General features: G+C 42.4%; 14 protein-coding genes. 6 read left to right on the top strand and 8 right to left on the bottom strand.

The window, feature by feature from the left end:
- Nucleotides 1-273 precede the first annotated feature (273 nt).
- On the bottom strand, nucleotides 274-1758 hold the full coding sequence (gene ilvC, locus ABZA00_RS12565) for a ketol-acid reductoisomerase (RefSeq protein ID WP_372882512.1): 1485 nt from the start codon (nucleotides 1756-1758) through the stop codon (nucleotides 274-276).
- A gap of 271 nt (nucleotides 1759-2029) precedes the next feature.
- Here ilvC and ABZA00_RS12560 point away from each other — a divergent pair, with 271 nt between their 5' ends.
- The 4 genes from ABZA00_RS12560 (at nucleotide 2030) to ABZA00_RS12545 (ending at nucleotide 4536) form a co-directional block, all read left to right on the top strand.
- On the top strand, nucleotides 2030-2884 hold the full coding sequence (locus ABZA00_RS12560; RefSeq protein WP_372882511.1) for a sulfurtransferase: 855 nt from the start codon (nucleotides 2030-2032) through the stop codon (nucleotides 2882-2884).
- A gap of 12 nt (nucleotides 2885-2896) precedes the next feature.
- Nucleotides 2897-3778 carry an HTH-type transcriptional activator IlvY gene (gene ilvY, locus ABZA00_RS12555; RefSeq protein WP_372882510.1) on the top strand — a complete coding sequence of 294 codons (882 nt, stop codon included), beginning with the start codon at nucleotides 2897-2899 and terminating at the stop codon, nucleotides 3776-3778.
- A 6-nt stretch (nucleotides 3779-3784) separates the two neighbouring features.
- Nucleotides 3785-4081 (top strand): YkgJ family cysteine cluster protein, encoded by a 297-nt coding sequence (locus ABZA00_RS12550; protein WP_372882509.1) that lies wholly within the window; start codon nucleotides 3785-3787, stop codon nucleotides 4079-4081.
- A 170-nt stretch (nucleotides 4082-4251) separates the two neighbouring features.
- Nucleotides 4252-4536, top strand: coding sequence for an HlyU family transcriptional regulator (locus ABZA00_RS12545; protein ID WP_372882508.1), 285 nt, complete (start codon nucleotides 4252-4254; stop codon nucleotides 4534-4536).
- A 177-nt stretch (nucleotides 4537-4713) separates the two neighbouring features.
- On the opposite strand, the gene ABZA00_RS12540 is transcribed toward ABZA00_RS12545, so the two are convergent.
- From ABZA00_RS12540 to ABZA00_RS12525, 4 genes are all read right to left on the bottom strand, one after another.
- Nucleotides 4714-6084: a DUF3373 family protein gene (locus tag ABZA00_RS12540; RefSeq protein ID WP_372882507.1), complete on the bottom strand. Its 1371-nt coding sequence runs from the start codon at nucleotides 6082-6084 to the stop codon at nucleotides 4714-4716.
- 85 nt (nucleotides 6085-6169) lie between these two features.
- Nucleotides 6170-6496, bottom strand: a complete 327-nt coding sequence (locus ABZA00_RS12535) for a hypothetical protein (protein ID WP_372882506.1) — start codon at nucleotides 6494-6496, stop codon at nucleotides 6170-6172.
- 32 nt (nucleotides 6497-6528) lie between these two features.
- Nucleotides 6529-7152: a cytochrome b/b6 domain-containing protein gene (locus ABZA00_RS12530; RefSeq protein ID WP_372882505.1), complete on the bottom strand. Its 624-nt coding sequence runs from the start codon at nucleotides 7150-7152 to the stop codon at nucleotides 6529-6531.
- Nucleotides 7145-8776 (bottom strand): tetrathionate reductase family octaheme c-type cytochrome, encoded by a 1632-nt coding sequence (locus tag ABZA00_RS12525; protein ID WP_372882504.1) that lies wholly within the window; start codon nucleotides 8774-8776, stop codon nucleotides 7145-7147. Before ABZA00_RS12525 ends, ABZA00_RS12530 begins: the two co-directional genes overlap by 8 nt.
- 291 nt (nucleotides 8777-9067) lie before the next feature.
- Between ABZA00_RS12525 and ABZA00_RS12520 the strand changes: the two genes are divergently transcribed.
- Entirely contained in the window at nucleotides 9068-9346 is a 279-nt protein-coding gene (locus ABZA00_RS12520; RefSeq protein ID WP_372882503.1) for an accessory factor UbiK family protein, read from the top strand.
- Nucleotide 9347: 1 nt separating this feature from the next.
- Entirely contained in the window at nucleotides 9348-9740 is a 393-nt protein-coding gene (locus tag ABZA00_RS12515; RefSeq protein WP_372882502.1) for a DUF2750 domain-containing protein, read from the top strand.
- A 107-nt stretch (nucleotides 9741-9847) separates the two neighbouring features.
- Here the strand turns inward: ABZA00_RS12515 and speB are convergent, their stop codons facing one another.
- From speB to ABZA00_RS12500, 3 genes are all read right to left on the bottom strand, one after another.
- Complete coding sequence (gene speB / locus ABZA00_RS12510) at nucleotides 9848-10774, bottom strand: agmatinase (RefSeq protein WP_372882501.1); 927 nt, start codon at nucleotides 10772-10774, stop codon at nucleotides 9848-9850.
- Between the two features lie 18 nt (nucleotides 10775-10792).
- Entirely contained in the window at nucleotides 10793-12706 is a 1914-nt protein-coding gene (gene speA, locus ABZA00_RS12505) for a biosynthetic arginine decarboxylase (RefSeq protein WP_372882500.1), read from the bottom strand.
- Between the two features lie 286 nt (nucleotides 12707-12992).
- Nucleotides 12993-13946: an IS1595 family transposase gene (locus tag ABZA00_RS12500; protein WP_372882499.1), complete on the bottom strand. Its 954-nt coding sequence runs from the start codon at nucleotides 13944-13946 to the stop codon at nucleotides 12993-12995.
- Nucleotides 13947-14150: the final 204 nt, after the last annotated feature.

The raw sequence follows: 14150 nt of genomic DNA, 5'->3' as shown, positions 1-14150 counted from the left end.
CGATAATTATCTATTCATTTATGCTTGTTAAAATGAATGCTAGCTAGACATAAAACTACGTTTTAGTCTTTGTTATTGACTTTGTAATTAGAACAACTAGTTACTGCAATCAATGCCTTGCTTTCATCCATTTTTCCTACGCCTAAATAGATCATCTAATTAACGGAATTGGTATTATTGATGATGTTGAAAGTGTTTGTTGAAGTGGAAGGGGGGCAGATACAAAAAAGCCGGGATTAAATCCCGGCTTTTTTAATATTAATTAAAATTAGCTTATAGAGAAGCTGCAACGATAGTTTTCATGTCTTTCATGTAACCACGTAGTTTTTTACCAACAATTTCTACAGGGTGAGTGCGGATTGCTTCATTCACTTCGATTAAACGCGCGTTATCAACAGAGTTAGTTTTAACCGTTAGTGGTTTACCTAACATCTCAGTACTTAGTGAGTTCACAAAATCTTTAAGCAGAGGTTTTGCTGCGTGATCAAACAGGTAACAACCGTACTCAGCAGTATCAGAGATAACTACGTTCATTTCGTAAAGTTTTTTACGTGCAATGGTGTTAGCGATAAGCGGAGTTTCATGTAAAGATTCGTAGTAAGCCGACTCTTCAATGATACCTGATGCTGTCATTGCTTCAAACGCAAGTTCAACACCTGCCTTAACCATGGCTACTAGGAAGATACCGTTATCGTAGAACTCCTGCTCATCGATCTGCATATCGCCGGCTGGCTGTTTTTCAAAACCAGTTTCAGCTGTTGCTGCGCGCCATTTTAGCAGGTTAACATCATCGTTTGCCCAGTCAGCCATCATCGTTTTCGAGAATTCACCTTCGATGATGTCATCCATATGTTTGTTGAATAACGGACGTAGAATTTCTTTCAACTCTAAAGACATATCGTATGCTTTGATTTTAGCCGGGTTAGACAGACGATCCATCATATTAGTGATGCCGCCGTATTTAAGGCCTTCAGTGACTGTTTCCCAACCGTACTGGATAAGTTTTACCGCGTAACTTGGATCAATACCATCAGCAACCATTTTTTCATAACCAAGGATTGCGCCGGTTTGTAACATACCACAAAGGATTGTCTGCTCGCCCATCAGGTCAGATTTAACTTCAGCAACAAAAGATGACATTAATACGCCCGCACGGTCACCACCGGTTGCAGATGCGTATGCTTTAGCCCATGCAAGACCGTGGCCTTGAGGATCATTTGCCGGGTGCACGGCGATTAAAGTCGGTACACCGAAACCACGTTTGTATTCTTCACGTACTTCAGAACCCGGGCATTTAGGTGCACACATAATAACTGTAATATCTTCACGGATTTGCATACCTTCTTCAACGATATTGAAACCGTGAGAGTAAGCAAGTGTTGCGCCTTCTTTCATTAACGGCATAACCGCACCAACAACTGCAGTGTGTTGTTTGTCAGGCGTCAGGTTACATAAAAGATCCGCTGTAGGGATAAGCTCTTCGTATGTACCTACTGTGAAACCATTTTCCGTTGCATTTTTCCAGGATTGGCGTTTTTCAGCAATTGCTTCAGCACGTAGAGTGTAAGAAACGTCCAGGCCGGAGTCACGCATGTTTAAACCCTGGTTCAGGCCCTGTGCGCCACAACCGATAATAACTACTTTTTTGCCTTTTAGGGCTTCGCTGCCGTCAGCAAATTCGCTGCGATCCATAAAACGACATTGACCTAATTGATGTAACTTCTCACGTAGAGGTAGGGTATTAAAGTAGTTAGCCATTGCAGGGTACTCCAAAAAATTATGTTAATAGGGGATAAAGCGCGATAACTATCTATTTATATCGCCGACTTTTTTTGACGGGCTAACTATAGCGCATAAATAATGTTGCGCAAAATGATATATTGGCAATACTGTGTTGCAAATTTTGAAATATAAATTTAAGCTTTGGGAGCTTGTCTGATCTCACGTTTTTTTTACAAGCCTATTGATTTTAAAAAAAACTCACATAACGTCTGGATTTTGACTCTTGTTATTAACATAAGGATTTATTATGCCCGTGTTGCAAGTCCCCGGCCCATTGGTTTCATTAAGCTGGTTAGAAAAAAACCTCAACCATCCTGATTTGGTGATTCTGGACGGCAGCTGGCATATGCCCAGTGTGAAGCGTGATGGAAAATTGGAATGGTTTAAACAGCACATACCTAATGCCCGTTTTTTTGATTTTGACCGCGAAATTTGTGATCTGGCAAGCACTTTGCCGCATATGCTACCCAGTGAATCGGACTTTCAAAGTTCCGTACAGAATCTCGGCATTAATCAAAATAGTACCATTGTGGTTTATGACAGCATCGGTATGTTTACCAGCCCACGGGTATGGTGGATGTTCAAAACTATGGGATTTGATAATATCGCCGTATTAGATGGCGGCTTCCCCGCCTGGTTGGAAAAGTCTTTACCTGTTGCAAGTGGCAGTTCAGTTTGTGCTGTTACAAAAGGTGATTTTATTGCCCGCTATCAAAGCGAGTTAATCTGTAGTGCAGAGGAGGTGCTGCTGGCATCAAAAACAGATCAGCAGTGTATTATTGATGCGCGTCCGTCAGCGCGATTTCAGGGACAAGCCCCGGAGCCAAGAGCGGGTATACGTATAGGGCATATACCAAACGCAAAAAATTTACCCTCAGCGGCTGTGCTTGACAATCATAAAATGAAAGATGCTTATCAGCTGGCGTTAATTTTTGAAGTAATTACCCCTAAAAATAAAAGGGTTATCTTCAGTTGCGGCTCTGGTGTAACGGCTTGTATTTTAGCATTGGCTGCGACACTTTCCGGCTACCAGAATATCGCTGTCTACGATGGTTCCTGGTCAGAATGGGGGAGCCGGGAGGATCTTCCCGCTGTGAAATAAAAGTGTCATTATATGGAAATTAAATCCTTACAGCTTTTTATTCATCTGGCGCACAGTTTGCACTTTTCTAAAACCGCGCAGGCGATGCACGTTAGTCCGTCAACTTTGAGCCGCAGTATTCAGCGTATTGAGGATGAATTAGGTGCCCCGTTGTTTATTCGCGATAACCGCTCTGTGGTGTTAACCGAAGCGGGCGTGGTCTTTAAACACTTTGCTATGGAGCAGATTGAGCAATGGCTTTTGCTCAAGCGTTCTATCAATCAAAGTAAAAGTGAACTGGAAGGGCAGATCAATTTATATTGTTCAGTGACCGCTGCTTACAGCCATTTGCCGCCTATTTTAGAGCGCTTTCGACGTTTACATCCTAAGGTTGAAATTAAGCTAAGCACCGGGGATAGTGCTATCGCAGTTGATCAGGTCCTGGATAATCAGGTGGATTTTGCTATTACAGCGCACCCTGATAATTTATCCCCGCGCTTACACTTTATAAAATTGGCAGAGATACCGCTGTCTATCATCGCCCCGACAATCCCCTGTTCAGTAACGCAGCAGGTGAGCCAGGCGAAAATAGACTGGCGAAATGTCGCTTTTATTTTGCCTGAGCATGGCGCTATCCGGCGTCGCTTTGATAACTGGTACCGGCTGTTAAAGGTTGGTAAACCACAAATTTATGCCAAAGTAGCAGGACATGAGGCACTGGTGAGTATGGTTGCACTGGGTTGTGGTGTGGGGATCGCGCCGGATGTTGTGGTTGAAAACAGCCCGGTACGCGAGCGTGTGCAGAATCTGCTCACCCCGATCCGTCTGCAGTCTTTTGATTTAGGGATCTGCTGTCCTAAAACCCGTGTTAATGAAGCATTAATCAGTGCCTTTATCGGCTGTGTTGAGGAGTAAGTTTTGATGACCGATATTAAAGTAAAAAATCTGCCGGAAGCTGAAATCAGTTGCGCTAATTGCCAGGCTTGTTGTTGCCGTCTGGAGGTGATGATTATCTCGGAAACGGGCGTACCCGATGAGCATATTGCTGTGGATCAGTGGGGCGGTGCAACGATGCTGCGTTTAGAAGATGGTTGGTGCTCGGCATTGGACCGTGAGACCTTGATGTGTACCATTTACGAACAGCGCCCTTGGATTTGCCGGGAGTTCGAAATGGGCTCTTATGAGTGTAAAACCGAGCGCAGTGCTAACAGCCTTTAATGTTCGGTGAAATCTACTTACAGCTTGTCTGGTTAACAGAGTCATTCAGTCTGCAGAATGGTTGCCCAGGTGGTTATGCAGACTGCTATCAATATTAAAAACAGGTTGGTATTATTGAAACACAGGAAAAAATAAACCTGATGGTTTGCTATCAAAAATAAAGGGATAACATGGGATTTTTTAAAAACATAACACAATTATTCACTGCCAAACCCACACCTGTAGCGGTCTTCCCGGCGACTGAATATAAAGGTTTTACTATTACCCCACAGCCAATGAAAGATGGTGGACAATTCCGTGTTGCGGCTATTATCGAAAAGGGAGAAGGGGAAGCGCATAAGCAGCATCGCTTTATCCGTTCTGACACGCTTGCAAACGCCGAGCAGGCTGCCGAATTAACCCTTTCAAAGTGTAAAACCTTTATTGATCAGATGGGTGACGGCATATTTAGATAACCTCAATTCTAGATAAGCAAACCGATACAGCACAGTATAAGATGAAAACCTTAACCTTCTGATATTAAAGTGTATTACGCTTTCATTATCCAGGGGGAGGTTAAATAGGGGCAGATGTAACAAGGGCATAAACAGCAGTATTAAGCAAGCTGTTTATGCCTTAGCATTATGCTCAAATCAATAATTGTAACGGATCATTGCGCGTATATCCTGAGCGCTTTCGACATACATACCAGCATAATCAGATGCGCTAACGTCAGCCATCGCCATTGGCGTGCCGCTTGCGCTGCCAAAGAATCCGTTACTGCCGGTATAATCGTATTTGATATAGGTATAACGCAACTGGAAGTACAATGTTTCACCAATAATTGGAATGTTATAATAGGCTTCATAGGCATTGCCGCGTGCCGCAATTTTTGAACCTATTAGAGTATCTTCACCATAGGTAAATGAGCGCCAGTATTTAGAGCCGTGGTTATACTCCAGACCAAAGCGGTCACCCTCAAAGAACGCCGGGAATGTAGCCCCAATCCAGTATGAGTAGCCGGTCTCTTTATCGGTCGATCCGAGCATCGCCATGCCGTCTTTAGGCAGGGTTTGTGAAGCGGAAGCGGATGCAAACAGCACCGTATCATCGAGGAAATCATTGATAAATTCCCCTACACCGTTAACCTGCATCGACAAGGTCAGGTTCTGCAGATTCCCAAAATCTTGGAATCCTGCATTCATATTATTCACATCATAACCTATCATATTATTGGCAAAATAGTACTGCGCTTTAATATCATACTGGCCGTCATTATAGGGGGTGACGATTAAACCAATCATATCGATGTCATCGATGCCGCCTTCGATATCAGCATAATCAGTCCCATTGTAACTAAAACGAGAACTGGTCTGAGAACTGAGACCACGACCGGCACAGAGTTTTGCATCCATGCCGCTGATGCCAGTCACTTTATCAAGCTTGGTACTCAGGCTGAAACCATCAAACTCCACATTAATTGAGTGTCCTAAGGGGGATTTAGGTGAATCGTAACCTTCGCGGTTATTGGCAAGAAAACCATTAGTGGAAGGGCGGCGGCCGAGGCTGGCTGTCCAGGGGATCTGCTCGTTACCGAAAAACTGATCACCAAGGTATAACATGTAAACCTCTTTGACATTCAGGCCGTTATCACCGAGATTTTCATTGCTAACCCAGTCAAAATTGCTATTGCCTGTTTCAGTAAAGCTTTCTCCAAAGGCTTTGTTATAAGAAAGCAAACCATGAAAAACCAGATTATCAAAAGGCTGGTAGCCCATGCCTATCTCTAATCTGTTGGATAGGAGCGCATTATTTTCAGCCTTTGTGCCATCGGCCATCTTATATTCAATATTGTCCATGGTAACGCGGTAATCTGCATTAAACTTCAAATTACTGCCGCCCATTTTGGTTTGTAACTCTCTGATCTGCTCTTTTAATTCAGCAATATCTTCAGCCTGATCCGCCAACACTGGCGCGGAGAGCACCATAAGAACAGCTGTGGTTATTACACTTAGTTTGTTCATAGTTTCATCCTTGTCTTATTAATATTGTTTAAACGAGGTATTCAAGTTGTTGTCATTTTTAATAAATGTTGGTTGATCATGGCAGTTAATTACAGCTTGCCAGTTCACCGCTGTCTGCTGCATATTTAATTGTAAAATCATGCACATCGGGCGCTATTTTCTGAAAAGTATCGCTGTTTAAGAACTCGGCAGATTGCGGATATTTTTTTGAGTACTCTTTAATAAAACGTTGTCCGTCATTTTTAAAAAGACGCTTCCATTCCACTTTAAGGTGCTGACTGGCAAATTCCTGACCATTTATTTGAAAATGCGACCTTAAATATTTAAGGTAATATTTCTGCCCTTTAGCGGCATCAGCAAAGACATTGAATGTCAGTACTAAACCCAGGGTTAACATAATCAGTTTTTTCATATTTTTTCTCCTAGTTTTTTTGTAGTAAGTTGTTATTCGGCTTTGTCCGTGTTTATCTCTTCCTTACCGGTGAGCATGGCTTTTATATGGGTAGTTAATTTCTCACCGAAAGTGATCATGTACAGATGAATCACCACAAAACTGAGCAGGGCATAAGCGTTCAGGGTGTGCACAATAGCAATCAGATCGACATGGCCGATGATTCCGGCTGCACGCAGATCCGCAAAGAAGTAAAAAGCGAAACCGCTGATCACCTGCACAATGAGCAGAACAAATAAAATAAAAACATAACCCAAGCGTTGCAGCGGATTGAATTTATCTTCCGGGGTCATATGATGCGGATGTTTTTCTCCCTTAAAGACGCCCCATAAATAAAATCGAAGCGTGCCTTCAACGCCTTTTAAGGTTGGAAAATATTGCTGCCATTCACCCGTGGTTAAAATCCAGGTGTAAATAAGCACCAGTAAACCGCTCCAGACAAAGCCGGTGATATTGTGGGTCTGAACAGCAGAAGCAAAGCCAAACAACTGAAACAATCCGTGCATTTCCAGGCCGGTGAGCAGCAGAATTAAAATCATCAGGGCCTGTGCCCAGTGCCAAAAACGTTCGAAGCGTTTAAAAATAACCACGATTTTGCTACCTGTTGTATTACTCATGGTTCTCTCCTTGCGAATAAGTCTGTTGATTTTTTCTTCTGTGGGTGCTGATATAGCGTAAAGCGCCGTGGCCAATCACACCGGACAAGCCGCCGAACACGGCTAAAAATCCGAAGACTTCCACCCAGGTATTGCTATCCCGGCCAATCAAGTAGAAATCATTTAAGCCAGTTAAGCGGCTGTCCCGGGAGTGGCAGGCAACACATTTAACCGCATCTTCGGCGGGAGCAACCATATGCTTGATTGGCCAGAAGCCGTTTGTCTCGATGAAATCAAACTTGCCGCTGAAGGCAACCTCATTACTTTCAGCGCCGGCAGTGAGTGCTTTGGGCCAGTCAAATTCACTCCATAATGCACCTGTACCCTGCTTGCCATATAGCTTGATAGGCAGAATTCGATTGTGCTGCGTATCATAGGGCTGCTTGCCTTTATGTACTTTGAAGGGCCAGATCCGCGCATCGGGATCATTGTAGTCACCCGTTGGCGGGTTGATGTCAATCGGTGCGGCGTCGGGATCAATCACTGTCTGCAGGGTTTTCTGTTTTAACTCACCTTTATACCAGCGGTACTGCGGTGTCACATTACGTCCCCAGGTAAAGTCCCCTTTATTACTCATATAACTGTGTGCTTCTACCCCATCGAAAATTTTCTCTTCAGTAAAAGGTTTACCATCTTTTAACTGCGTGGCGGTAGACCAGTCCCAGCTTAATTTGGTGAGGTAAGGGCCGCGCGCCATTTCTGGAATGTGGCAGGAGGTACAGGCAACTTTAGCGGTGTGATTGTCAATTTCACGGATTTCATGTGGTGTTGCACCATGGCATGACTCGCAGGAGACATTTTTACCATCCCGCTCAATTCTTCCCATATCTTTTTCATGGTCAATAAAGGATGTTTTACCATTGTAGCGGCCTGCGATTTCATGACCGCTGGTTTTATGGCAGGTCTGACAGCTGAAATTGAGTTTTTCAGGGCTCATATGCACATCAAGAGAATGTACCGGATCAACCAGGGACATATCGGTATCACCGTGTTTAACGCCATTACCACCGCCACCATTTGCATGACAGGATAAGCAGTTTTCCCGTTGCGGCTCTCCTACGCTTTTGGCTACTGCTTTTAAATCAACCGCAGGTTGAAGAAATTCGCCTAACTGAGTATCTTCATAATAGGGGTGGCCTGAGGTAGCGGCTGATTTTTTATAGGTACCGGTGCCATCATGGCAAACCAGGCAGTCAACGTTTTCTTCCGCTGCATGATCAAAGTCATCGTTGCGCCAGCCATAGCCTGCGTGACACTGCATACAACTTGCATTGCCACGTGCGGAAACACAATAATTATTAAAACCATTCTGGCCTTTACCGACCATCACGCCATCTACTTTTTCAGCCCATTTCCAGTGGAAGGTCTGATGAACCTGTTTGGCGGCTTCGGTATGACATTCCAGGCAAGCTTCGGTGACATCGGGTGCATAATCAAAATCCTGATCCAGTATCTCAAATTTTGCATGGTCCGCAGTCATATTGGCATTTTTTGTAACTGAATTTTGGTTTTTTTCTGCGCTGGCAAGGGGGGGGAGCCCCAGCCAGGATGACAATATTAATATTGTTACTAGTTTGTATTTCATGGCAAATTCCGTCTGCGGATAAAAACACTTACATCAAAAGTAGCACTAAATTAATGTGCTTATTGGTTGTGTAAATGATTAATTAAGCGAATGCTGTATTAGATCAAGCTTTATGCGTATATTCTTATTTAGCTTTGTCTTTTTTAGTTTTGTTTGAAGTAGAACGCAGAAAAATTTAGCGCATTTATTTTCCGCTGAGGGAGATCCGGAGGAGCGCAACGTGGTTAACAAATTTACATAGAAATTAACAAAAGGCGGGTTTACAATAGAAGATTAATTTAAGGAGCTATCATGTTTAACCCACAAAAATTAGAACAAATCGCCAAACAGATCAGTGATGCCATGCCGGTCGGTGTCAAAAACCTTGGCGAAGAAGCGGATCGTAAAATCAAGCAGATATTACAAGCACAATTGGGTAAGCTGGATATGGTCAGCCGTGAAGAGTTTGATGTGCAAACGCATGTTTTATTACGTACCCGTGAAAAATTAGCGGAGATGGAAGCAAAGTTTACTGAGCTGGAAAAAAAACTTGACCAGAAAAATATAGAGCAGGCAAATACAGAGAAATAATATGAAAGAGCAATATTTAAACAACGCGGAAATGTTTGTTGAGCAGGTTAGCTTACAGGATGAATTATTTGGTCTGTATGATGAAAACTTAGGTTGGGCTAATTGCCATGCTCATGACAATAAAGATGCCACTGCTGTGTATCTGTTCTGGTCAGAGGTAAGCTTAGCTGAAAAATTACAAAATGAAGAGTGGGCTGACTATAAAGTGCAGGCTATTACGCTACCGGTGTTTTTAGAATCCTGGTTAGACGGTATGCAAAAGCAACAGGTGTTTGCCGGTGTTAACTGGGATGAAAATTTATATGGTTTAGAAATTGAAGCTATGGTGTTAAAAAATGCTTTGATTGAAAAACAGCAGGAGTTAAGCAAAACTGAGCAGGCAGCTGAAGAATAACTCTATTTGTTTGCTTGTTTGAAAAAGACGCAAGCAACCTTTTTTATTTAAAAATCCGCTGCATTATAACAGCGGATTTTTTATGTCAAGCCAGTTTGCTTATAACCTTACACCTGCTTATTTTGTACAGTCCACAAATGCATTAATTCCAGCGCGATAGTGGCCGCGGCTAATGCCGTGATCTCACTGTTGTCGTAGGCCGGTGCAACTTCAACGACATCCATACCGACAATATTAATATCTGTTAATGTGCGCAGTATTTTCAAAATTTTATCGGTGCTTAATCCGCCGCAGACAGGGGTACCTGTACCGGGGGCAAAAGCAGGATCTAAACAATCAATATCAAAGGTCACATAAACGGGCATCCCCTGAACCTTTTCTTTAATCAGTGTGCTGATCTGCTCCACGCTCATATCATTTGCCTGCGGTGCATCAATCACATTAAATCCGTGGTTGGCTTCATTAAAAACGGTGCGGATGCCTATCTGTACCGATTTCTGCGGATCAATTAATCCTTCATTAGGCGCATGATAAAACATAGTGCCGTGATCATAGGCGCTGCCGTTATCATAAGTATCGGTATGGGCATCAAAATGGATTAAAGCCATTTCGCCAAACTTTTGGTGGTGAGCACGCAATAACGGCAGAGTAACAAAGTGATCCCCACCCAATGAAACCAGAGTCTTTCCGGAAGCAAGTAACTGCGTTGCGGCCTTTTCCACTTTTTGGGTAAATTCAGCAGCGTCACCGGTGCTGTACACTAAATCTCCCGCATCGATCACCTTGCTTTTTTTAAGCAGATTAAACTTCCATGGAAAGTGTTTACCTTCCCACGCAAGATTGATCGATGCCTGACGGATCGCTGTTGGCCCCATCCGCGCCCCGGAACGCCCACTGGTCGCTATATCAAAGGGTAAACCCAAGACCGCAATATCAGCTTCAGCGGCAATGGGATCCATTACCAGCGGCACGCGTAAAAACGTCATCGCATTTGAGTAAATGGAATTATCGACCTGATTAAAAATATCACTCATTGTAATTCTTTCTCCGACCTAAAAATCTTCTAAATAGGTATAACCCTGTAAACCGGCAACCAGTTCATCAAAAATAGTTTCGCGCTCTTCAACCGCTAATTTTTTATCCACTAATTCGGCATAGGTTTCTTTGAACTCTTCCGAATTTAAATTCACATAGCGCATCATCTCTTCAACGCTATTTCCTTCACTTATTTCTGTTATTTCAGCTTCGCCATCATCGTCTATCATGACCACTGCGGAGTGTGTGTCTCCGAATAAATTATGCATATCACCGAGAATTTCCTGATAAGCACCGACCAGGAAAAAGCCCATTAAATAAGGTTTATCTTCCTGCCAGCGTGGCACTAACAGGGTAGTTTCAATCCCTTGACCATCCACATAATTCTCAATTGAACCATCGGAATCACAGGTAATATCCAGTAAAACGGCACGTCTCTTTTCTTCCGATTCTAAATTGTTTAAAGGCAGTACAGGGAAAACCTGGTCGATCCCCCAGCTGTCTGGTAATGATTGGAATAATGAAAAGTTAACGAAAAATTTATCCGCTAATTTTTCTGTTAAACCATCAATAATAGGACGATGGAAACGATTTTTATTATCCATTAACTCATTGAGTTCATAACAGACACGCAAATTGACCTGCTCTGCCCATGCGCGTTGTGACAAATTAATTAACCCGGATGCGAATTGACTGTGTACTTCAGCAAGGTCATTCTGCGTGTCATGATATATTTCAATCAACGCGCGATCGTCATTACGGGTATGTAACTGCTCCCACGACTGCCACATGTTTTTCAGTAACAGTGAATCATCTTTATGTGGTTTTTTAAGCTGTTCGGGCTCGTAAGATTCAACACCAATTACATTGGAAATTAATACCGCATGATGGGCGGTCAGCGAACGACCTGATTCTGAAATAATCATAGGTACAGGTTGATCGTAGCTCTTACAAATATCACCTATGGTATAAACGATATTGTTAGCATACTCCGCTAAGCTGTAATTCATCGAGTTGTGCGATTGACTGCGAGTACCATCGTAATCGACAGCTAATCCGCCGCCCACATCCATACATTTAATTTCCGCACCCAAATCGCGTAATTCACAATAAAATCGAGCTGCTTCACTTACCCCTAAGCGCACATCGCGGATATTCGCAATTTGTGAACCTAAGTGGAAATGCACAAGCTGTAGGGTGTGCAGTTGGTTATTTTCTTTTAATACTTCAAGTACTGTTAATACCTGTGATGCCGATAAACCAAATTTTGATTTTTCGCCGCCACTTGCCTGCCACTTGCCTTTACCCTGTGAGGCCAGACGCACACGCAGACCAAGGCGGGGTTCAACATTAAGTTTTTTGGCTTCACTGAGAATCATCTCCAGTTCAGACATTTTTTCCAGAACGATATGTACTTTGTGACCCAGTTTTTCACCGATCAGTGCCAGACGCACATATTCTCTGTCTTTATAACCGTTACAGACGATCACCGATGAGGCTTTTTGTGCCAGTGCCAGTACCGCTAGTAATTCTGCTTTACTACCGGCTTCAAGTCCAAGCTGCTTAACTTCTTTATTGTACTGACTTGCTAAAATTTCATTAACAACTTCACGCTGCTGATTTACTTTAATCGGGTAGACCAATAAATATTTTTCATCGTAATTATATTGTTCGATTGCCGCGTTAAATACTTCACATAAGTTATTCACCCTTTGATGGATGATCTGTGGGAAACGCACTAAAGCCGGCAGTGACATGCCTTTGGCTTGTATTTTTTCAGCAATGCTACTGAGAACAATTGAATGATCCGGATTGTCTTGTTTAGGAGCAACATAAACATTACCCTCATCATTAATACCAAAGTAACCCTGGCTCCAGTGACGCACATTATAGCTATCACGAAGTTCATCAAGTGAAGTTGTATCTTTCATTTGCGTTCCTACATTAAGATGATATCACCTGCGTGGTGATTTTGACGCGCCAGAATAGTTATCGACGCTGTAAAGTCAAACAAATAAATTATTGGTTTTTGATTAATATTATTGTTTGCATGTAATATCGACTATATCGCATGGATTGTGCTAATGCCAATCTAGTCTGTTAGAGGCAGACATGACGCAGAAAAAAGGAAGTCAGGAGCATCGCCGCGAGTGAAGGGCGATAAAGGAGTGAAAAAATAATCAGGTTAAGAGGCTAAAATAATACCAATTGGATTGGCTATGTCCCAATTAACTGTGTCTGTAACAATAAAAAACTGTTTTCGTTGGGATTATCACTTGATTCAAAGAACCTAAACCAACTAAGGTAATTATCCAAATACTTAGTTGCTACACCGTGAAAGCGCTGCATCCAACTATGAAGTCTTCCATGATATGAATTAACATTCTGAATATGGAAGACTTTTTCTCTTACGCGGATCCCTCTCGTTAAGTTAATTGATTTGTGCTCCATGTTTAACTTTCTTGCTAATACACCGTATGTACGAAAACCATCACTACAAATCACAGAGTCTTTATCAATATGATTTTTTAATAGTTGAAAAAGACTTTCTCCTGTCGCACTTACTAACCGTTTGTCAAAGGTTTGCTGCTGCCTATCTCGAGCGACCAGCACGGCAACCCAATCTCCCTTTGCCCGACCTCTTCCCGCCTTATCTTTACCGCGTTTATGCCTTGCACGTGTTAAATGGCGACTCCCTTTCTCTGAGTATCTAAACATTGTCTCATCCATTTCAACAATACCGGATAAGTGTGTATCTGACTGTATATTCAATAAGTTAAGAAATCGATGTCGCCATAAGAATGAGGTGTTTTTGGTTACCTTACTATCTCTGGCACTGCGGCGTATTGTCAGACTGTTAATCATGCAACCTAAATAACTTAACCATTTTTCTGGGTTTCTTAAGCGATAAAATGGTGTATTAAAAGTAGACATAAAGCTCTTTTTACACGAGTTACAAAGGTAGCGTTGCCGATCATTAACCTTCCCATTGCGTTTTATCGCTTGAGATTGACAATGTGGGCAATTAGAGGCGCAGTCTCTATGCATTGTCAATACATCTAGACAGGTTTTTCCTGAGACTTGGCCTTCTAATAGATTGATTAAAAGGCGTTTTTGTTCAATGGCTAACTGGCTGGTTAATTGTTCAAGCTGTTCAAATGAAGTATTCATAATAGAACCTTACAATAACATCTGTACACAAACACAGTATAGCCTCATTTAACTAGGACATAGCCAATTGGATTAATTAAATGATCTGTTTAGGCGTCAGGAAAAATAAATGAAAGCGAGGCATTGATTGCAGTAACTAGTTGTTCTAATTGCAAAATCAATAACGAAGCTAGCATTTATTTTAACAAGCATAAATGTTCAGAT

It is taken from the genome of Psychromonas sp. (genome assembly GCF_041586535.1).
Classification (GTDB): domain Bacteria; phylum Pseudomonadota; class Gammaproteobacteria; order Enterobacterales; family Psychromonadaceae; genus Psychromonas.
This window is presented reverse-complemented; position numbering and strand designations above follow the sequence as displayed.